This is a genomic window from Serratia sp. Tan611 (assembly GCF_905188235.1).
Classification (GTDB): Bacteria; Pseudomonadota; Gammaproteobacteria; order Enterobacterales; family Enterobacteriaceae; genus Serratia_B; species Serratia_B rhizosphaerae.
In genome coordinates, this window is record NZ_LR994655.1 from 4,367,542 (window position 1) to 4,388,182 (window position 20,641).

The window sequence follows — 20,641 nt, forward strand, 5'->3', positions numbered from 1 at the left end:
TGATACTCTGATTTATCAGTACCTGCCACCGGAGTTATCTATGATTCGTTTTGCCGTCGTCGGCACCAACTGGATCAGCGAACGCTTTGTCGATGCCGCCCATCAAAGCGGAAAAATGCGGTTGAACGCCGTCTATTCCCGCCGTCTGGAGCAGGCCAGAAGCTTCGGCGCCCCCTATCAGGTCGAGCATCTGTTTGACGATCTGACGGCGCTGGCGCAGTCCGATGTGATTGACGCCGTGTATATCGCCAGCCCGAACTCGCTGCACTGCCAGCAAGCATTGCTGTTTATGCGCCATCACAAACATGTGATCTGCGAAAAACCGCTGGCGTCCAATCTGCAGGAAGTGGAATTGTTGCTGGCCTGTGCGCGCGAGCAGCAGGTGGTGCTGTTCGAAGCCTTCAAGAGCGCCCATCTGCCCAACTTTATCACCCTGCGGCAAACGCTGCCTAAAGTGGGCAAACTGCGCAAAGCGTTCTTCAACTACTGCCAGTATTCATCCCGCTATCCACGCTATCTGGCGGGAGAAAACCCGAATACCTTCAACCCACAGTTCTCCAACGGTTCGATCATGGACATCGGTTATTACTGTCTGGCGAGCGCGGTGGCCCTGTTCGGCGCGCCGCAATCGCTGATCGCCAGCGCCACCCTGCTGGACACCGGCGTGGATGCCCATGGCACCGTCTGCCTCAATTACGGCGATTTTGACGTGACGATCGGCCACTCCAAAGTCAGCGACTCGGCGCTCGCCAGCGAAATTCAGGGTGAGGACGGCGCGCTGCTGATCGACAAGATTTCCGAGTGTCAGGGGGTGACGCTGCTGCCACGCGGCGGCAGCCGTCAGGATCTGAGCCAACCGCAGCACGGCAATAGCATGCAGTATGAGGCCGAGGTGTTTGCCGATCTGGTGACGCGTCATCAGGTTGAACATGCCGGCCTGGAAAACTCGCGTATCGTCGCCGCCCTGTTAAGTGAAATCCGCCGGCAAACCGGCGTCGTCTTCCCGGCAGATGGAGAAGGACAATGAAGCCGCTGTTACTGATGCAAACCGGCGATGCGCCTGAGGCCATCCGCCAGACGCACAGCAATTTCGAACAGATGTTTATGCAACAAGGCGGCATGGCCGCCGAACGCGTGCAGGTCGTCCACCTGCCCGCCGGAGAACAACCGGCGGCGCCGGCGGACTATTGCGGCGTGGTGATCACCGGCTCACCGGCGATGGTGACCGAACGGCTGCCGTGGAGCGAACAGGCGGCCGAATGGCTGCGTCAGGCGATGGCGCTCCGCCTGCCGATCTTCGGTGCGTGCTACGGCCATCAGTTGCTGGCCCATGCGCTCGGCGGCGAGGTGGGCTATCACCCGCAGGGGATGGAAGTCGGTACGCTGGAGATTGAACTGCTGCCGGCCGGCGCGAGCGACCGCCGGCTGATGATGCTGCCGCCGCGTTTCAAAGCCAACCTGATCCATTCACAAAGCGTGCTGACGCCGCCGCCGGGCGCCGACGTGCTGGCCCGCTCGGCGCAGGATGACTACCAGATCCTGCGCTATGGTGATAATGCGCTGACCACCCAGTTCCACCCGGAATTCGACGCGGCGACCATGCGCAGCTATCTGCACTGGCTGGCCGAATTAAACCCGGAGCAGCAGGCGGAATACCAGCAAAAACAACGGCAGGTGGACGATACGCCGTTCAGCAGGCTGCTGCTGCAGGGGTTTGTCGTCAGCCTCGGCGCGCAGCAGGCATTGGCCGGATGAAGATTAGACGTTGACCGCTGACACATTTTGCATTACTTTTTACGTCAGCAAAGGGGAGTAACTTCATTGCCGGTTAATCGTCATTACGATGCGCAAGCATCCGGTTACCGGGCAACCCGATGGTCAAGGTGTAACACCTTCATCGACGTTGTAAGTGAGACCTTGCCGGAAGGCGAGGTTTGCTTGCAGCGTTCACAGAGCGGCTGGCGTCCTTCCGACGTTGGCCGTTTTTGTTTTTTGAAGGATACATAATGATGAATACCGTTGGCACTCCGTGGTTATGGGGCAGCTTCGCCGCCGTTATCGTGGTGATGCTCGCCATTGATTTACTGCTGCAGGGCCGCAAAGGCTCGCACACCATGTCGATGAAGCAGGCCGCCTGCTGGTCGCTGGTGTGGGTCACCCTCTCTCTGCTGTTCAACCTGGGTTTCTGGTACTACCTGAGCGAAACCGCCGGCCGCGCCGTGGCCGATACGCAGGCGCTGGCCTTCCTGACCGGCTATCTGATTGAAAAAGCGCTGGCGGTGGACAACGTCTTCGTCTGGCTGATGCTGTTCAGCTACTTTGCCGTGCCGGCCAACCTGCAGCGCCGCGTGCTGATTTACGGCGTACTGGGCGCGATTGTGCTGCGTACCATCATGATCTTTGCCGGCAGCTGGTTGATTTCCCAGTTCTCGTGGCTGCTGTACCTGTTCGGCGCTTTCCTGCTGTTTACCGGCATCAAAATGGCGCTGGCGAAAGAGGATGACGGCGCCATCGGTGACAAGCCGCTGGTGAAGTGGCTGCGCGGCCATCTGCGTATGACCGATAACCTGGAAGGCGAGCGTTTCTTTGTGCGCCGCAACGGTCTGCTGTTCGCCACGCCGCTGGTGCTGGTGCTGATTCTGGTGGAACTGAGCGATGTGATCTTCGCGGTCGACAGTATTCCGGCCATCTTCGCCGTCACCACCGATCCGTTTATCGTCCTTACCTCTAACCTGTTCGCCATTATGGGCCTGCGCGCCATGTACTTCCTGCTGGCCAACGTGGCCGAGCGCTTCTCGATGCTGAAGTACGGGCTGTCGGTGATTCTGGTGTTTATCGGCGTCAAAATGCTGATCGTCGATTTCTACCATATTCCGATCGGCATTTCGTTAGGCGTGGTGGCCGGTATCCTGCTGCTGACGCTGGCGATTAACGCCTGGGTCAATCATCGCAATGACCGGCTGGCGCGTAAGGCGCAATAATCTGTTACCCGGGGCGGCTTTCCGCCCCATAATCGTTTGTTCATCGCGACAAACGCCAAATGTTATTGCGATCACACAAATGTAACCAGTATGTTATCAAGAGTTGATCCGCCCGCAGAATTTCACATCAGAGACTTCCCAACCCCGCGCGTTTACTGAATACTGAAATAGCAAACACACTTGGTTACAGGTGCGCATAAAATTCGCCCGGCGCCGTTCCTGCCGAGGCGCAGCACCCATTACGCAACATCATCAGGAAGCGGAAACGCACATAAGCATCATGCATAAAATACTGACACGCATTACACAGGGCAGCCTGGTTAAACAAATTCTGGTCGGTCTGGTGGCCGGCATCCTGCTGGCATTTATTTCCCCTGCCGCCGCATCGGCCGTGGGCCTGCTCGGGGCGCTGTTCGTCGGCGCGCTGAAGGCGGTCGCCCCCGTGCTGGTGCTGGTTTTGGTGATGGCGTCCATCGCCAACCATAAGCAGGGGCAGAAGACCAATATCCGTCCGATCCTGTTCCTTTATCTGCTGGGCACCTTCGCCGCAGCGCTGGTGGCGGTGCTGCTCAGCTTCGCCTTCCCGTCCAGCCTGGCGCTGGTCACCGGCAATGTCGATATCAGCCCGCCGGGCGGTATCACCGAGGTGCTGAAGGGCCTGCTGATGAACGTGGTGGCGAATCCGTTCGACGCGCTGATCAACGCCAACTACGTCGGCATTCTGGCCTGGGCCATCGGCCTGGGGCTGGCGTTGCGCCACGCCGCAGACAGCACCAAACTGCTGATCACCGATGCCTCACACGCCGTCACGCAGGTGGTACGTGCGGTGATCCGCTGCGCGCCGCTGGGCATCTTCGGGCTGGTGGCGTCCACGCTGGCGGAGACCGGCTTCGACGCGCTGTGGGGCTACGCCCAGCTGCTGATGGTGCTGATTGGCTGTATGCTGCTGGTGGCGCTGGTACTCAACCCGCTGATCGTCTACTGGAAAATTCGCCGCAACCCGTATCCGCTGGTGTTCGCCTGCCTGCGCGAAAGCGGCGTCACCGCCTTCTTTACCCGCAGTTCGGCGGCCAATATCCCGGTGAATATGGAGCTGTGCAAAAAGCTGAATCTGAATGAGGATACTTACTCGGTCTCCATTCCGCTCGGCGCCACCATCAACATGGCCGGCGCGGCGATCACCATCACCGTGCTGACGCTGGCGGCGGTGCATACGCTGGGCATTGCGGTGGATATTCCGACCGCGCTGCTGCTGAGCGTGGTGGCGGCGGTCTGCGCCTGCGGCGCGTCCGGCGTGGCCGGCGGCTCGCTGCTGCTGATCCCGCTGGCGTGCAATATGTTCGGCATCCCGAACGATATCGCCATGCAGGTGGTTGCGGTTGGCTTTATTATCGGCGTGCTGCAGGACTCCTCGGAAACCGCGCTGAACTCCTCCACCGACGTGCTGTTCACCGCCGCCGCCTGTATGGCGGAAGATCAACGGCTGGCGGACGATGACCCGCTGAAAATGCGCTAAGCGCGCGGTTCTGACATCAGGCGTCCTTCGGACGCCTTTTTTTCGGCCTGCTTTTCTGCCGCAAACGGATCGATACCGCGCCGCTGCAGGCGGCGGAAACGCAGAATATTAAAGCCGTTCATCAGCAGAAAGCTGCCCTCAATCAACGAGCCGCCGATCGACCCCAGCCAGATATTATGCGTCACCCAGCAGGCGGTGGAACACCACATCACGCAGCGGGTGGTAAGGCCGCGGGTGCGGAACAGCGCCCAGGTGCTGATCGAGGTGCCGAAAATCGGCAACAGCTCGACCCAATGCTGGTAGCGCGACAGGCCCATCACCAACGTCAGGCTGAGAAAGAGCCACATCACCCACAGGCTGCGGGTGCGCATGGACACCAGGTTGCGGCAGGCGCTGAGTAATGCGCTGCTGCCGGCGGCGTTGGCGCCCATCAGGAAGAAATGAATGCCGATAGTCAGGCTGTAGCCGGAGAGCTGCAATTTGAAACGACGATCGTCACGGTTGAAAAAGCTGGTAATGCCGACCAGAAAGGCCAGCACGCCAACCGCCTGAGCAAACCAATAAAACGTCATGAACAGATCCTGAAGCGGAAAAACGGCAAAAAATGAAATGCCGTTTTATGTTACTCGCGCCGCTGACGCTTTACAATGTGACGCCGCTCTTAAAGATCGCCAGCTCGCGGAAATCGTTCAGCTCGTTTTTCGCCGCCTTACCGTTGGCGATGGCGACAATTTCATCGATAAACTGCGTCAGCAGCTGCTCCATCGCCATGCCGTGAATCAGCCGCCCGGCGTCAAAATCAATCCAGTGCGGTTTTTTCGCCGCCAGTTCGCTGTTGGTCGCCAGCTTCACCGTCGGTACAAAGCCGCCGTACGGCGTGCCGCGTCCGGTGCTGAACAACACCATATGGCAGCCGGCGCCGGCCAGCGCGCTGGTCGCCACCGCATCATTGCCCGGCGCACTCAGCAGGTTCAGCCCCGGCTGACGCAGACGCTCGCCATATTTCAGCACGTCCACCACCTGGCTCTGCCCCGCTTTCTGGGTGCAGCCCAGCGATTTCTCCTCCAGCGTGGTGATACCGCCGGCCTTGTTGCCCGGCGACGGATTTTCATAAATCGGCTGCTGGTGGGCAATAAAGTATTTTTTGAAGTCGTTGACCATGGCGACGGTCTTGTCGAAAGTCTGCCTGTCGCGGCAGCGGCTCATCAGAATACGCTCGGCGCCGAACATCTCCGGCACTTCGGTCAGCACGCTGGTGCCGCCGTTGGCGATCACATAGTCCGAAAAGCGCCCCAGCAGCGGGTTGGCGGTAATGCCGGACAGCCCGTCAGACCCTCCGCATTCCAGGCCGAACTTCAGTTCACTGAGCCGGCCCGGTTGGCGGCGGTCGTCACGCATTGTCTGGTACAGCGCGTGCAGCTGCGCCAGGCCGGCCTCCACTTCATCGTCCTGCTGCTGGCACACCATGAAACGTACGCGCGCGTCGTCTACGGCGCCCAGCGTGTCGCGAAACGCATCGACCTGATTGTTTTCACAGCCCAGACCAATCACCAGCACCGCGCCGGCGTTCGGATGGCGCACCATGTTTTGCAGCATGGTGCGGGTATTTTCATGATCCTGCCCCAACTGGGAGCAGCCGAACGGATGGCTGAACAAATGCACGCCGTCAATACCCTGGGCATCGGCGGTTTCCTGCAGGAAACGCCGCTGGATCTGCCGGGCAATGCCGTTTACGCAGCCGACGGTCGGAATGATCCACAGTTCATTGCGGATGCCGACCTCGCCATTGGCGCGGCGATAGATCTGCACCTCGCGATCCGCCGCCTGCGGCGGCACCACCGGGAAATCCGGCTGGTACTGGTAGTCGTCCAGATCGCTCAGGTTGGTCTTGGCGTTCTGCGCGTGGATGTGCTCCCCCGGCGCAATCGCCGTTACCCCATGGCCGATCGGCAGACCGTATTTAACGATCGTCCCGCCGGCAGCGATCGGCGTCAGCGCGAATTTATGCCCGCGCGCCACCGGCTGCGGCAGCGTCAGGCGTAGCGCATCATCCAGCTGCAGGGTTTCACCGGCGGCCAAATCCCGCAGGGCGACCGCCACGTTGTCCTGCGCATGAATCTTAATAAAGCTCTGCATAAGGCACCTGTAGGCGACGGCTAGGCCAGTTCAATGGCGAAATAGTTTTTGGCGTTGTCGAAGCTGATGTTTTTCACCATCTCCCCCAGCAGCGCCAGGTCCGCTGGCGCTTCGCCGTCTTCAACCCAGCGTCCGATCATCTGGCACAGAATGCGCCGGAAATATTCATGACGGGTATAAGACAGGAAGCTGCGGCTGTCGGTCAGCATGCCGACAAAGCGGCTCAGCAGACCAAGCTGCGCCAGCTGGGTCATTTGCCGTTGCATACCGTCTTTTTGATCGTTAAACCACCAGCCGGAGCCAAACTGCATCTTGCCCGGCGTCCCTTCGCCCTGGAAGTTGCCCACCATGGTGCCGATCACTTCGTTATCGCGCGGGTTGAGGCAGTACAGAATGGTTTTCGGCAGCCCGCCCTGCCGCGCCTGGGCGTCCAGCAAGCGCGACAGCGGCTGCGCCAGCGGCCGGTCGTTGATCGAATCAAAGCCGATATCCGGGCCGATACGCTCAAACATCAGGCTGTTGTTATTGCGCAGCGCGCCGATGTGATACTGCTGCACCCAGCCGCGGCGCTGATATTCTGCCGCCAGGAACACCAGCACGGCGGTTTTGAACTGCGCGCTCTGCGTGTCGTCCGGCAGCGCGCCGTCAAGGCGCCGGCTCAGGATCGCATCCAGCGCCGCCTCGTCGGCATCGGCGTACACCACCACGTCCAGCGCATGGTCCGCCACCTTGCAGCCGTGCTCGGCAAAGTGGTCCAGCCGTTTGCTCAGCGCTTGGCGCAGGTCATCAAAGCGGCGGATCGCCACATCGGACGCGGCCGTCAGCCGCTGCAGATAGTCGGTGAAGGTCGGCGCATCAATATTGAACGCCTTGTCCGGCCGCCAGCTCGGCAGCACCTTGATGTTAAAACCGGCATCCTGCGCAATCGCGCGGTGGTGGCGCAGATCGTCAATCGGATCGTCGGTGGTGCCGACCATCTTCACGTTCATCTGCTGCATGATCCCGCGCGCGCTGAACGTATCTTGCGTCAGCAGCTCATTGGTACGTTGCCAGACGGTATCCGCCGTCGCCGGCGACAGCAAGGTGTCGGTAATACCGAACGGCCGGCGCAGTTCCAGATGCGTCCAGTGGTAGAGCGGGTTGCCGATGGTGTGCGGCACGGTTGCCGCCCAGGCGTCGAATTTTTCCCGGTCACCGGCATCACCGGTGCACAGGCGTTCCGCCACGCCGTTGGTGCGCATGGCACGCCATTTGTAGTGATCGCCTTTCAACCAGATGTCATACAGATTCTTGAAGCGATAGTTCTCGGCGATCTGCTCCGGCGGCAGATGGCAGTGATAGTCAAAAATCGGCTGCTGCGCCGCATATTCATGGTACAAACGCCGGGCAAATTCCGTATCCAGTAAAAAATCTTCGCCTAAAAACGTGGCCATATCAGGTCCTCAGCTTGCGTAGCGGGTTTTGTCGCCTCATTCATTTAAAAAGTTATCACACCAATTAATGGCGGCGTCCAGGTTTTTTTCGTCGTTATCACGGTGAAAATGGCGCTTAAACGGGCATTAACAGCGTAATTCATCACCCAAAAACCTAAGCATAGCCTCCATATTATTGCGTAACTGAATAATGACTTTTGTGATGTCACTCAACTTTTAAATCTGTATGACAAGTTATTGTCTCGCCTCTTCACCTCGCTGCGGGAAGCCCCGGCGAACAGAACACGCGTTACACCATTACTGACAGGGAATCACCATTATCTACGTTGCGCAGCATCCATGAGCGCGACGACTGCTAAAGACGGGGAGAGATTTCTCATGCGCAAGATCAAAGGGTTACGCTGGTACATGATCGGGCTGGTGACCATCGGCACGGTGCTGGGCTACCTGACCCGCAATGCGATTGCCGTTGCCGCACCGACGCTGGAAAACACCTTACATATCACCACCCAACAATATTCTTATATCGTCGCCGCCTACTCCGCCTGCTATACCGTGATGCAGCCGGTGGCCGGCTATGTGCTCGACGTACTCGGCACCAAAGTGGGCTATGCGATGTTCGCCGTTTTATGGGCGCTGTTCTGTATGGGCACCGCGCTGGCCAACAGCTGGGGCGGGCTGGCGCTGGCGCGCGGCGCGGTCGGCATGGCGGAGGCGGCGATGATTCCCGCCGGACTGAAGGCCAGCAGCGAATGGTTTCCGGCCAAAGAGCGCTCGATCGCGGTGGGTTATTTTAACGTCGGATCGTCAATCGGCGGCATGATCGCGCCGCCGCTGGTGGTGTGGGCGATCGTCGCCCACAGCTGGGAAATGGCCTTTATCATCACCGGCGCCCTGAGCCTGATCTGGGCCATCTGCTGGCTGATTTTCTATAAGCATCCGAAAGACCAAAAGAAGCTCAGCGCCGAGGAGCGCAGCTATATCCTCGACGGCCAGGAAGCCCAGCATCAGACCAGCAACGCCAAGAAAATGTCCGCCTGGCAGATCGTCCGCAACCGTCAGTTTTGGGGCATTGCGCTGCCGCGCTTTCTGGCAGAACCGGCCTGGGGCACCTTTAACGCCTGGATCCCGCTGTTTATGTTTAAGGCCTACGGCTTTAACCTGAAAGAGATCGCCATGTTCGCCTGGATGCCGATGCTGTTCGCCGATCTGGGCTGTATCGTCGGCGGTTATCTGCCGCCGCTGTTCCAGAAATATTTCAAGGTTAACCTGATCGTATCCCGCAAGCTGGTGGTGACGCTTGGCGCGGTGCTGATGATCGGCCCCGGCATGATCGGCCTGTTTTCCAGCCCCTATATCGCCATTGCGCTGCTGTGCGTCGGCGGCTTCGCGCATCAGGCGCTGTCCGGCGCGCTGATTACGCTCTCTTCCGACGTGTTCGGCCGCAACGAAGTGGCGACCGCCAACGGCCTGACCGGCATGGCGGCCTGGACCGCCAGCACGCTGTTCGCCCTGGTGGTCGGCGCGCTGGCGGATACGCTCGGCTTCAGCCCGCTGTTCGCCGCCCTGTCGGTATTCGATATTTTGGGCGCCATCGTGATCTGGACGGTGCTGCAAAATCGTCCGGCCGCCGCCGGGGAAAAGGAAGCGCTGCAAACCGCCGCCGCAGGCGGTTAATCCCCCGCTCAGCCCGGCGTATGTGCCGGGTTGCGCCGCCGCCATTCACTGGCGGCAAAACCGGATAAGTGGTATAACAAATCTGTTGGCAACCCGCCTTTCCTAGCGCAGAGCACTCATTATGGAATTCACCGAAAGCAGACGCTTATATCAGCAACTGGCCGCCGAACTGAAACAACGCATTGAAGGCGGCGTTTATCCGGTTGGCGACAAACTGCCGGCGGAACGCTATATCGCCGAAGAGATGAACGTCAGCCGCACCGTGGTGCGCGAGGCGATTATCATGCTGGAAGTGGAAGGCTACGTCGAAGTGCGCAAGGGCTCCGGGATCCACGTGATCTCCAACCAGCAAAAACACCTGGTGGTGCCGGGCGACAGCATCGAATTCGCCAGCGTCGGGCCGTTCGAGCTGCTGCAGGCGCGCCAGCTGATTGAGAGCAATATCGCCGAGTTCGCCGCCACGCAGGTCACCAAACAGGACATCGTGCAGCTGATGGAGATTCAGGAAAACGCCCGCCGGGAGGATCGCTTCCGCGATTCACAGTGGGATCTGAAGTTCCACGTGCAGATCGCGCTTGCGACGCAGAATACCGCAATGGCGACCATCGTCGAAAAAATGTGGAGCCAGCGGGTGCACAACCCTTACTGGATTAAACTGCACGAGCATATTGACGATCGCTCGATCGACAGCTGGTGCGATGACCATGACCAGATTCTCAAGGCGTTGATGCGCAAAGACCCCGCCGCCGCCAAGCTGGCGATGTGGCAACACCTGGAAAACACCAAGCAGATGCTGTTCAACGCCACCACCGACGATTTCGAATATAACGTTGACCGTTACCTGTTCGCCGAGAATCCGCTGCCGCATCTGGACAGCGCAGCCGGCAGCAACAAATAGTCGATGGCGGTCAAATAATCTTACCTTATGTCAGGTATTGTAAAATACGCTGAATCAATGCGGTCAGCGCCGTTTCCCGTGTAATAATTCACCGGCGGCAGTAGAGATTTCTCTGTTGCCGATCGGGCGGCTTTGCTAAAATCAGACCACTTTTTTTAGCCTTATTACTGCGGGGGCGGAACGCGAATTCATGCGCTGGTTGTTTGCCATGCTGATTGCTCTTTTGTGCTGGACCGGCGCGGTCTCCGGCCACCAGCTCTATACCATGCAACCGGCATCTTCTGCGCTGCAAAACGCCCAGCCGAACGACGCGACAGCTGCCCAGAACGACTATCTGCAGGCGCTACGCCCGCCGGCCGACCTGCGCAGCAAAACGCCGGGGAAAAAATGGCCGCTGCTGCTGTCGCGCAATCCTCCCTGCCATAGCGCCCCGCTCTCTGCCGTTTCCCCCATCCCCGCCTATGCTTTAACAGAGGCGCGGCGAGAGAGCCGCTATCCGCGCCAGGCGGCGCCGGCGTCCAACCGTCTTGACCAGGTTAACTGGATGCTCCGCACATCCCACCAGCAAAGCCGGGTCGGCGGCTGGAAAGCGAGCAACATGCTGTACCGAGGTACGCTGACTTACCATTCATGATCGGCATGGGTTACCACTCACAAGTAAAAACACCTCACCGTTCACCCGCGGCGCCAGCATACCGGCAACCAGGCCGCCAAGAGAAATCAGGCAAAGACGTTTTAGGAACACTGGATGGATATCATTAAGCAACTGTTGGATGCCTTATGGCAGCAGGACTTCGAAACGCTGGCGAACCCTTCGCTGGTGTGGACGCTGTATGTGCTGCTGTTTATGATTCTGTTTCTGGAAAACGGCCTGCTGCCCGCCGCTTTCCTGCCCGGCGACAGTCTGCTGATTCTGGTCGGCGTGCTGATCGCCAAAGGCACCATGAATTTCCCGCTCACCATCTTTATTTTGACCGTCGGCGCCAGTCTGGGGTGCTGGGTCAGTTATATACAGGGCAAATGGCTGGGCAATACCCGCACGGTGCAGAGCTGGCTGTCGCACCTGCCCGCCCACTACCACCAGCGCGCACACCAACTGTTCCACCGCCACGGCCTGTCGGCGCTGCTGGTCGGCCGTTTTCTGGCCTTTGTACGCACGCTGCTGCCTACCATCGCCGGCCTGTCTGGCCTGAGCAACGCTCGCTTCCAGTTCTTCAACTGGATGAGTGGCCTGCTGTGGGTGGTGATCCTGACCAGCCTGGGCTTTGCGCTCGGTAAAACGCCGGTGTTCCGCAAATACGAAGATCAGCTGATGTTCTGCCTGATGATGCTGCCGCTGGTGCTGCTGGTGGTCGGCCTGGTCGGGTCGTTGATCGTGCTGTGGCGCAAAAAGCGCGCCAGCCAAAATACGGGCAACGGCGCGTGACCACGCCGCGCTCCCGCTGGCAGTATGCACTGATTATCGCGCTGGCCCTGCTGGCGCTTTCGGTGTTTTTTCTGCCCGCCATGGTGCGCACTGAAACCGAACTGCGCATCCGCTCGACCCAACAAGGCCTGTCGCTGCCGGACGGTTTCTACGTTTACCAACGTCTGGATGCACGCGGCATCCGTATTAAAAGCATTACGCCGGAAGGAGATGGCCTGGTCATCCGCCTGGACTCCCCCCAGCAACAGTTACTGGCGCGGGAAACGCTGCAGGCCATTCTGCCTCCCGGCTATACCATCGCGCTGAGCGAGCTCCCCGCCCCCAGCCACTGGATACGTAAGCTGGTCAGCAGCACGCCGCAAGATCTGGGATAGGTCGCGAAGCGCTCATTTTATAAACAGTCGTTTGGCTTTTCGGCACGGATCTTTGCTATCCGAGCGATTTAGTGACTATGCTGAATAACGGCGATGTCAGTGCGTAATTCCCCATCGCCCAGCAGGAAAACGGATACATCCCCATGCATCCCATTAACAAGGAACCGACAGATGAAGTTACGCTATACCGCCCCTTTGGCCCTCTTTTTATCCACCTTCGCCTCTTTTTCGATAGCGGCCGAGGGCGGCTGTGCCACCAAAGAGCAGGAAATTCAGCAGCAGATTGATTACGCCACCCAGCACGGCAACAGCCAACGCGTCGCCGGGCTGAAAACGGCGCTGGGTGAAGTGCAGGCCCATTGCACCGATGCGGGTCTGCAGGCCGAGCGGCAGAAAAAAATTGAAGAGAAACAGCATAAAGTGTCGGAACGCCGCCAGGAGCTGAAAGAAGCCCAGCAAACCGGCAAACTGGATAAAATCACCAAAAAGCAGCAGAAGCTGGCGGAAGCCGAAGCCGAATTGAAACAGGCACAGGCGGAATAGACGGCCAGCGGAGCACAGCGCCCGGCATTCGGAATATTCATAGGAAAATAATCGTTTCCGCAGTGATATTCGCCATCTGAGTGCTTTGCTGCCGTAAAAAAATCCGCTATGTTGGAATTCTCTTGGAGTTAACGTTAAGGAGTTAGAGAAATGGCAAAAGATGCAAATGCAGAAAACTTACGCGCTGAACTGAAGTCCTTAGCCGACACCCTGGAAGAGGTGCTGAACTCTTCCACCGATAAGCCGAAGGCCGAACTGGAAAAGCTGCGTTCCAAAGCGCAGGGCGCGCTGAAAGACACCCGCGCCCGTCTGGGCGACGCCGGCGACAAACTGGCTAACCAGACCAAACAGATCGCCGGCCAGGCTGACGACTATGTGCGCGACAATCCATGGACCGGCATCGGTATCGGCGCAGCAGTCGGCGTCGTGCTGGGCGTTCTGCTGGCGCGTCGTTAATCATGAACGAGCACGAGCAATCCCGTGCGCAGGGCCCCGCCAAAGGGGTCCTGGACATCGGCCAGCGTATTATCACCATCCTGGTCGGCATGGTGGAATCACGGCTTAAGCTGGCGGTCGTTGAACTGGAAGAGGAAAAAGCCAACCTGATTCAGCTGATGCTGCTGGTCGGCATTACTCTGCTGTTTACCGCTTTCGGCCTGATGAGCCTGCTGATCCTGCTGTTTTGGGCGATCGACCCGGCCTACCGCGTGATGGCGCTGGGCACTACGACCGGCGTGCTGCTGTTTCTGGCCGTGGTGGGCGTGATCTGGACGCTGGTGAAAGTGAAACGCACCACGCTGCTGGCCGAAACGCGCAAACAGCTGGAGCTGGACCGCGCCGCGCTGGAGGGGAAAAAATGAGCCGCCGCCGGGCGCTGGCCGTCAGAAAACAGCAGTTGATTAGCCGGATCGAGCAGCAGCGCGCCGACCTGGGCGACAATAAAGCACAGTGGCTGGACAAAACCGAACACATTGACCGCGGTTATCAAGCCCTGTTCGGCATGCGCAAGTACCTGCTGCTCGGCTCCGGCGTGGTCGCCCTGTACGGCATGCGCCACCCCAGCAAGCTGATTCGCTGGTCGCGCCGGGCCTTCAGCGCCTGGGGCACCGTGCGCCTGCTGCGCAAAACCCTCTCCCGCTAACCCTTCTCCCTTGCCCTTTTCTGCCTTATTCCGTGGCTCTGACCACGGCGTACGTCGTGCGCCGTGACTCTTTATATTTACGCCACAAATGTTAGCCAGCTAAATATTCATGATTTTTGAAAGATTATAGCAATTTTACTTGCTAACAAAGTGTACGCTTCCCGATTAACATTCATTCCATCGAAACGGACGGCACGGCAGAACAACGCTCTGCGCGCCGCCAGATGACATAACACAGCCAGCGTGGCGCAAAAAACTTTTGGAGTGAATGATGAAAAAATTAGAAGATACCGGTTTGTTGGTGGCGCGTATTCTGATGCCAATCCTGTTTATCGTCGCCGGCTACGGCAAAATGGGCGACGCTTACGCCGGCACTCAGCAGTACATGCAATCGATGGGCGTACCGGGCTTCCTGCTGCCGTTGACCATCCTGCTGGAGTTCGGCGGCGGCCTGGCGATTCTGTTCGGCTTCCTGACGCGCACCACGGCGCTGTTTACCGCCGGCTTCACCATTCTGACCGCGCTGCTGTTCCACACTAACTTTGCAGATGGTGTTAACCAGCTGATGTTTATGAAAAACCTGACCATCGCCGGCGGTTATATCGTGCTGGCCATCGCCGGTCCGGGCGCATTCAGCATCGACCGCCTGCTGAACAAGAAGTGGTAAACTAATCTTAGGGGAGTCAGGCATGCCTGACTCCCGTTCTGTCATACAAGACGAAGGAGACACCCATGGGACAACTCGTTGACGGCGTTTGGCAAGACGTCTGGTACGACACCAAATCCACCGGTGGCCGCTTCAAGCGTTCTACCTCCCAGTTCCGCAACTGGATCACCGCCGATGGACAGCCCGGCGAGCACGGCGACGGCGGGTTTGTCGCGGAAAAAGATCGCTATCACCTGTACGTTTCCCTCGCCTGCCCGTGGGCGCACCGCACGCTGCTGATGCGTAAACTGAAAGGGCTGGAGCAGATTATTCCGGTTTCCGTGGTGCATCCGCTGATGCTGGAAAACGGCTGGACCTTCGCTGACGATTTTCCCGGCGCCAGCGGCGACCCGCTGTACCACGCCGATTTTCTTTACCAGCTCTACCTGCGCGCCGATCCGCACTACAGCGGCCGCGTGACCGTGCCGGTGCTGTGGGATAAGCAGCGGCAGACCATCGTCAGCAACGAATCCGCCGATATCCTGCGCATGTTCAACAGCGCCTTTGACGGCGTGGGCGCACGCGCCGGCGATTATTACCCGGCCGAGTTGCGCGAAAAAATTGATCGGCTGAACGGCTGGATTTATGACACGGTCAATAACGGCGTCTACAAAGCCGGTTTTGCCACCAGTCAGGAAGCGTACGATGAAGCGGTGAACGGCGTGTTCACTTCGCTGGAGCGGCTGGAGCAGATCCTCGGCCAGCACCGTTATCTGACCGGCGATCGGCTGACCGAGGCGGATTTACGCCTGTGGACCACGCTGGTGCGCTTCGATCCGGTGTATGTCACCCACTTTAAATGCGACAAGCGGCGCATCAGCGACTACCTGAATCTGTACGGTTTTCTGCGCGATATTTATCAGCTGCCGGGCGTCGATGAGACGGTCGATATGGCGCATATCCGCCATCACTACTACCGCAGTCACGCCACCATCAATCCGTACGGCATTATCTCCATCGGCCCGGCGCAGGATTTGAATGAGCCGCACGGCCGCGACCAGCGTTTCCGCTAATAAAAAAACCTCGCCATTCGGCGAGGTTTTAATTATTTCTGGGCGAACAGCCGCGGGATCTCACGCAGGAACCAGGCTTTCGCCTCGCCCATACTGTCGCGCCGCCAGGCCATGATAATGTCCGCCTCACGGCTGTATTCCGGCCCCACGACACGCAGCCGCCCCTCTTCGATATCTTTTTCCACCATGGAATACGGCATGGTCGCCACGCCCAGGCCGGCCAACAGCGCCAGACGCTTGTCTTCGATGGTGCTGACGGTCAGCCGCTGCTGCTTATCCAGCAGTTGGACGGTAATTACCGGGCGTTCACGCGCGGTGTCCGCCACCGCAATGGCGCGGTATTTCACCCGGGTGGCTTCCGACAGCGGTTCCGGCTCCTGGTGAATCGGGTGATCCGGCGCAGCCACATAGACGCTCATCACTTTATACAGTTTGCGGGTATTAATTTCCGACGAGGCGCGAAAATGCATATCCGGCGCGATCACAATATCGGCCCGCCCCTGTTCCAGACGCTCCCAGGCGCCGGCCAGCACTTCGCTCAAAATCGACACCTGGGTATTGGCCTTCAGCGCCAGCTTGTCGACCAGCGGAAACAGCAAACTGGGCGGCGACAGAGCCTCGCTGACGATGGTGATGTGCGTTTCCCAGCCGCGCGCCAGCGCTTCAGCGTCGGTGGTCAGCTTATCGGCCGCTTCCAGCAGTACCCTGCCGCGTTCCAGCAGCATACGGCCGACGTTGGTGAATTTAGTGCGGTGGCCGGAACGGTCAAACAGCACCACGTCCAGCTCTTCTTCCAGTTTTTGCATGGTGTAGCTGAGCGCCGACGGCACCCGGCCCAGCTCATCTGCCGCTGCGGCAAAACTGCCGCGGCGATCGATGGCATCCATCACCCTTAACGCTTCAAGCGTTAACGCCCGATCTCTGGCCATTGCATCTCTCTGTCAGGAAATTTGAATATGGCAACCAGATTAACTGGCTAACAATCTGCCGTCCAGATGCTTACCATTTATACCCATCATACTTCAAGCTGCAGGTGCGTTGGCTGCGCTCAGTCACCCGAATCACTGACCCGAGTCAGCTCATCGGGATTCCTTCTCTTGCCGCCTTCCTGCAACTCGAATTATTTAGGATATACAGATTGAAATTAGAGAGCCCATTGCCATGATCACATGCAGAACAGCAGAACAATGCGGGCAAGCTGACTTTGGTTGGCTGCAGGCTCGCTACACCTTTTCTTTCGGACACTACTTCGATCCCAAACTGATGGGCTACGCCTCGCTGCGGGTGCTGAACCAGGAAGTGCTGGCGCCGGGCGCTGCTCTGCAGCCGCGCGCCTACCCCAATGTCGACATCATCAACCTGATCCTGCAGGGGGAAGCAGAGTACCGTGATAACGACGGCAACAGCGTCCGCGCCGCCGCCGGCGAAGCCCTGCTGCTGGCGGCGCATAATGGCGTCAGCTACGGCGAGCAAAACCTCAGTGCCGACACGCCGCTGACGCGTATGCAGCTGTGGCTGGACGCCTGCCCGGAACGCGCCAACGAGCGTATTCAGCGCCTGGCGCTGCAACCGCAGTCCCACCAGTTGCTGGCCTCGCCGGACGGCGCACAGGGCAGTCTGCATTTACGCCAGCAGGTGTGGATTCACCACCTGGATTTAGCGCCCGGGGAAGCACTGACGTTGCCGCTGCACGGCCCGCGGGCCTATCTGCAATCGATCCACGGCGCCTGTTCCGCCCACGGCGAGCACCATGCGCCGCAGCACCTGACCTGCGGCGACGGCGCTTTCGTGCATAACGAAACTCTGCTTACGCTGCGGGCTGAAACGCCGCTGCGCGCGTTGCTGATCGATCTCCCGGAGTAAACGCCTCAATGCGCAGGTCGCCGGACGCCTGCGCCTAGCGTTTCAGGCTATCCGCCACGCATTCGCGCAGTAACGAAAGCACCTCAGCCCCCTTTTCCCCACGCTGCGCCATCACGATCGCCCCGTCGACCAATAACGCCAGCTTATGCGCCTCGCGCGCCCCTTGCCGGTCATCCGGCAGGAAAGCGGCGATCTCCCGCATCATATCCTGCTTGTGCTCACGCGCCTGCACCAGCGTTTCCGGCAGACTGTCGGCCATTTCCACTGCCGTATTGATAAACGCGCAGCCGCGAAAATCCGCCGTGGCGAACCACTGTGCCAGCGTGGCGGGCAACGCCTGCGGCAGCGTGCCGCCGTTGGCCATCTCCCGCGCCAGCGTCTCGCGGAACCAGGCGATCCAGCGTTCATGCCGATAGCGTAAAAACGCCAGAATCAGATCGTTTTTGGCGGGAAAGTGGCGATAAAAGGTCACCTTGGTCACCCCGGCCTGTTTGATAATACGGTCGATACCGGTGGCACGGATGCCATCTTGGTAAAACAGACGGTGGGCGGTATCAATAATGCGCTCGCGCGCGCTGCGTGAATCGGCTGTGGTCATGAATGCCTCCTGGCAGAGATTATCGCAGCATGTAGACAAGTCTGTCTACACAAGATAACCTGCACATGTAGACAACTCTGTCTACATACCAAGAGGAAAGTATCATGGAAACCCGTTCCCCGCTGCCGCCCTTTATGCCGGACAGCGCCCGGCAAAAAGTCCGTCTGGCCGAAGACGCCTGGAACAGTCGCGATCCACAACGTGTAGCGCAGGTCTACGCGCCGGACACCCGGTGGCGCAACCGCGCCGAGTTCGTTAACGGACGTGATGAAGTGGTGCAGTTTTTACAGCGCAAGTGGCAGAAGGAGCTGGATTACCGCCTGATCAAAGAGTTATGGGCGTTTGACGCACACAGAATCGCGGTGCGCTTCGCCTATGAGTGGCATGACGATTCCGGTAATTGGTACCGCAGCTACGGCAACGAGAACTGGGAATTTAATGCGCAGGGGCTAATGACCACCCGCTTCGCCTGTATCAACGACTGTCCGATTGCCGAGGCCGAACGCCGTTTCCACTGGCCGCTGGGCAGACGCCCGGACGATCATCCGGGACTGAGCGACTGTGGTTTCTGAACGTGTCCCAGGCAAGCTGCGGCCATCGACAGTAGTAAGGTAACAACCCAACGCCGGCGGCGGTGCAACAGGCCTGATTCGTCACGCGCCAACGCCGCCGGCTTAATCTCGCCAACGATATACTCCCTCACCTTCAGACACAAAAAGTTACATACATAACCCCACAGAATAAGTCGATATATCACATAAGCGGCATTCTTCATCTACGCTTCAATCTAAAACCCGTTCGACAGGTTAAAAAATAACCCGCCGGGCAATTATAATATTCAATCGTGTTTTCATTAGGTTAGCCATTTAGTGAGGGCATATGTCGCAACAAACTGAGAAAGATAATCCCTATCTTTTGCGTGACTGGCGGCCGGAGAACGAGGCCTTCTGGAACAATAAAGGTAAAGGCATCGCGCGTCGTAATCTGGTGATTTCCGTTTTTTGTCTGCTGCTGGCGTTCTGCGTCTGGATGCTGTTCAGCGCCGTGGCCGTTAACCTCAACAAGGTGGGGTTTCACTTCACCACCGACCAGCTGTTTTTACTGACCGCACTGCCCTCGCTCTCCGGCGCGCTGCTGCGCGTGCCCTACTCGTTTATGGTGCCGATGTTCGGCGGCCGCCACTGGACGGTGATCAGCACCGTGATTTTGGTGATCCCCTGCGTGGCGCTCGGCATCGCCATTCAGCACCCTGCCACGCCTTACTGGGTGTTTATCGTTATCGCCCTGCTGTGTGGCTTTGCCGGCGCCAACTTTGCCTCCAGCATGGGCAATATCAGCTTTTTCTTCCCGAAGGCCCGGCAGGGCAGCGCGCTGGGGATTAACGGCGGCCTCGGCAATCTGGGCGTCAGCGTGATGCAGATGATCGCGCCGCTGGTGATCCTGCTGCCGCTGTTTACCTTGCTCGGCGTACCGGGCGTCGCTCAGGAAGACGGCGCCACGCTGTGGCTGGCCAACGCCGCCTGGATCTGGGTGCCGCTGCTGCTGGTGGCCACTCTGGCCGCCTGGGTCGGCATGAACGATATCGCCAGCTCGAAAGCTTCGATCGCCGAACAGCTGCCGGTGCTAAAGCGCCTGCACCTATGGCTGTTAGGGCTGCTGTATCTGGCCACCTTCGGTTCGTTTATCGGTTTTTCCGCCGGCTTCGCCATGCTGGCCCAGACGCAGTTTCCCGAGGTAGATATTCTGCAGCTGGCGTTTTTCGGCCCGTTTATCGGCGCGCTGGCGCGTTCGATGGGCGGCGTGATCTCCGACAAGCTGGGCGGCGTGCGCGTCACCCTGATCAACTTCGTGTTTATGGCGCTGTTTACCGCCCTGCTGTTCCTGACCCTGCCCGGCAGCGGCTCCGGCAGTTTCCTGGCGTTCTATCTGGTGTTTATGGGGCTGTTTCTCACCGCCGGGCTGGGCAGCGGTTCCACCTTCCAGATGATCGCCGTGATCTTCCGCCGCATCACCATCGACAGGGTGAAGGCGCGCGGCGGCAGCGATGAACAGGCGCAGCACGAAGCGGTGACCGATACCGCCGCCGCGCTGGGCTTTATCTCCGCCATCGGCGCCGTCGGCGGCTTCTTTATTCCCAAAGCCTTCGGCACCTCACTGGCGATGACCGGCTCGCCGGTCGGCGCGATGAAGGTCTTTCTCGTGTTTTACGTCGTTTGCGTACTGGTGACCTGGTTGGTTTACGGTCGCCGCACGCCTGCCAAGAAATAATCGACCCGTTGCAGCGGGCCCAATCAGCAATCTGTGAGCAGTGTAACCACAGGGTGTGAGCAGCCCTG

23 protein-coding genes are annotated in these 20,641 nt (G+C 59.0%); 18 read left to right on the top strand and 5 right to left on the bottom strand.

Translation table 11 applies throughout. From position 1 onward, the window contains the following. Positions 1-40: 40 nt before the first annotated feature. The 4 genes from TAN611_RS20550 (at position 41) to sstT (ending at position 4,497) form a co-directional block, all read left to right on the top strand. The gene (locus TAN611_RS20550) at positions 41-1,027 is read left to right on the top strand and encodes a Gfo/Idh/MocA family protein (RefSeq protein ID WP_203066958.1); all 987 of its coding nucleotides are present in this window, start codon (positions 41-43) and stop codon (positions 1,025-1,027) included. Further along, a complete protein-coding gene (locus TAN611_RS20555) occupies positions 1,024-1,755 on the top strand; it encodes a glutamine amidotransferase (RefSeq protein ID WP_105232705.1) in 732 nt (243 codons plus the stop codon). Before TAN611_RS20550 ends, TAN611_RS20555 begins: the two co-directional genes overlap by 4 nt. A gap of 251 nt (positions 1,756-2,006) precedes the next feature. After that, positions 2,007-2,981 (top strand): TerC family protein, encoded by a 975-nt coding sequence (locus TAN611_RS20560; RefSeq protein WP_105232706.1) that lies wholly within the window; start codon positions 2,007-2,009, stop codon positions 2,979-2,981. Positions 2,982-3,261: 280 nt separating this feature from the next. Further along, a complete protein-coding gene (gene sstT, locus TAN611_RS20565; protein ID WP_105232707.1) occupies positions 3,262-4,497 on the top strand; it encodes a serine/threonine transporter SstT in 1,236 nt (411 codons plus the stop codon). On the opposite strand, the gene TAN611_RS20570 is transcribed toward sstT, so the two are convergent. The 3 genes from TAN611_RS20570 to uxaC all read right to left on the bottom strand — a co-directional run bounded on the left by TAN611_RS20570 (position 4,494) and on the right by uxaC (position 8,066). Further along, positions 4,494-5,069: a YgjV family protein gene (locus TAN611_RS20570; protein ID WP_105232708.1), complete on the bottom strand. Its 576-nt coding sequence runs from the start codon at positions 5,067-5,069 to the stop codon at positions 4,494-4,496. The two genes, sstT and TAN611_RS20570, sit on opposite strands and share 4 nt — an antisense overlap. A 70-nt stretch (positions 5,070-5,139) precedes the next feature. Further along, positions 5,140-6,633 carry a UxaA family hydrolase gene (locus tag TAN611_RS20575; protein WP_111736320.1) on the bottom strand — a complete coding sequence of 498 codons (1,494 nt, stop codon included), beginning with the start codon at positions 6,631-6,633 and terminating at the stop codon, positions 5,140-5,142. Positions 6,634-6,653: 20 nt separating this feature from the next. Next, entirely contained in the window at positions 6,654-8,066 is a 1,413-nt protein-coding gene (gene uxaC / locus TAN611_RS20580; protein WP_111736319.1) for a glucuronate isomerase, read from the bottom strand. Between the two features lie 378 nt (positions 8,067-8,444). Here uxaC and TAN611_RS20585 point away from each other — a divergent pair, with 378 nt between their 5' ends. The 11 genes from TAN611_RS20585 to TAN611_RS20635 all read left to right on the top strand — a co-directional run bounded on the left by TAN611_RS20585 (position 8,445) and on the right by TAN611_RS20635 (position 15,844). Continuing rightward, on the top strand, positions 8,445-9,743 hold the full coding sequence (locus TAN611_RS20585) for an MFS transporter (protein ID WP_105232711.1): 1,299 nt from the start codon (positions 8,445-8,447) through the stop codon (positions 9,741-9,743). A 121-nt stretch (positions 9,744-9,864) separates the two neighbouring features. Next, entirely contained in the window at positions 9,865-10,641 is a 777-nt protein-coding gene (gene exuR, locus TAN611_RS20590) for a transcriptional regulator ExuR (RefSeq protein WP_105232712.1), read from the top strand. 190 nt (positions 10,642-10,831) lie between these two features. Beyond that, positions 10,832-11,275: a hypothetical protein gene (locus TAN611_RS20595; protein WP_105232713.1), complete on the top strand. Its 444-nt coding sequence runs from the start codon at positions 10,832-10,834 to the stop codon at positions 11,273-11,275. Positions 11,276-11,389: 114 nt separating this feature from the next. Beyond that, positions 11,390-12,067, top strand: a complete 678-nt coding sequence (locus TAN611_RS20600; RefSeq protein WP_105232714.1) for a DedA family protein — start codon at positions 11,390-11,392, stop codon at positions 12,065-12,067. Further along, entirely contained in the window at positions 12,064-12,441 is a 378-nt protein-coding gene (gene mzrA, locus TAN611_RS20605; protein ID WP_105232715.1) for an EnvZ/OmpR regulon moderator MzrA, read from the top strand. The genes TAN611_RS20600 and mzrA overlap by 4 nt, the downstream gene beginning before the upstream one ends. Positions 12,442-12,612: 171 nt before the next feature. Then, entirely contained in the window at positions 12,613-12,984 is a 372-nt protein-coding gene (locus tag TAN611_RS20610; protein ID WP_203066959.1) for a DUF1090 domain-containing protein, read from the top strand. Between the two features lie 150 nt (positions 12,985-13,134). Beyond that, positions 13,135-13,440: a YqjD family protein gene (locus TAN611_RS20615; RefSeq protein WP_105232717.1), complete on the top strand. Its 306-nt coding sequence runs from the start codon at positions 13,135-13,137 to the stop codon at positions 13,438-13,440. A 2-nt stretch (positions 13,441-13,442) separates the two neighbouring features. Beyond that, entirely contained in the window at positions 13,443-13,844 is a 402-nt protein-coding gene (locus TAN611_RS20620; RefSeq protein ID WP_105232718.1) for a phage holin family protein, read from the top strand. Next, complete coding sequence (locus TAN611_RS20625; protein WP_105232719.1) at positions 13,841-14,125, top strand: YqjK-like family protein; 285 nt, start codon at positions 13,841-13,843, stop codon at positions 14,123-14,125. Before TAN611_RS20620 ends, TAN611_RS20625 begins: the two co-directional genes overlap by 4 nt. A 271-nt stretch (positions 14,126-14,396) precedes the next feature. Further along, complete coding sequence (locus TAN611_RS20630) at positions 14,397-14,792, top strand: DoxX family protein (RefSeq protein WP_105232720.1); 396 nt, start codon at positions 14,397-14,399, stop codon at positions 14,790-14,792. A gap of 65 nt (positions 14,793-14,857) precedes the next feature. Beyond that, positions 14,858-15,844 (top strand): glutathione S-transferase family protein, encoded by a 987-nt coding sequence (locus TAN611_RS20635; protein WP_203066960.1) that lies wholly within the window; start codon positions 14,858-14,860, stop codon positions 15,842-15,844. A 32-nt stretch (positions 15,845-15,876) separates the two neighbouring features. On the opposite strand, the gene TAN611_RS20640 is transcribed toward TAN611_RS20635, so the two are convergent. Further along, entirely contained in the window at positions 15,877-16,773 is an 897-nt protein-coding gene (locus TAN611_RS20640) for a LysR family transcriptional regulator (protein WP_105232722.1), read from the bottom strand. Between the two features lie 232 nt (positions 16,774-17,005). On the opposite strand from TAN611_RS20640, the gene TAN611_RS20645 reads away from it, so the two are divergent. Beyond that, on the top strand, positions 17,006-17,707 hold the full coding sequence (locus TAN611_RS20645) for a pirin family protein (protein ID WP_105232724.1): 702 nt from the start codon (positions 17,006-17,008) through the stop codon (positions 17,705-17,707). A gap of 34 nt (positions 17,708-17,741) precedes the next feature. On the opposite strand, the gene TAN611_RS20650 is transcribed toward TAN611_RS20645, so the two are convergent. Further along, on the bottom strand, positions 17,742-18,305 hold the full coding sequence (locus tag TAN611_RS20650) for a TetR/AcrR family transcriptional regulator (RefSeq protein ID WP_111736317.1): 564 nt from the start codon (positions 18,303-18,305) through the stop codon (positions 17,742-17,744). Positions 18,306-18,409: 104 nt separating this feature from the next. Here TAN611_RS20650 and TAN611_RS20655 point away from each other — a divergent pair, with 104 nt between their 5' ends. Continuing rightward, complete coding sequence (locus tag TAN611_RS20655) at positions 18,410-18,877, top strand: nuclear transport factor 2 family protein (protein ID WP_187043992.1); 468 nt, start codon at positions 18,410-18,412, stop codon at positions 18,875-18,877. 307 nt (positions 18,878-19,184) lie between these two features. Beyond that, entirely contained in the window at positions 19,185-20,573 is a 1,389-nt protein-coding gene (gene narU, locus TAN611_RS20660) for a nitrate/nitrite transporter NarU (protein ID WP_187043990.1), read from the top strand. The last annotated feature ends 68 nt before the right edge of the window (positions 20,574-20,641 follow it).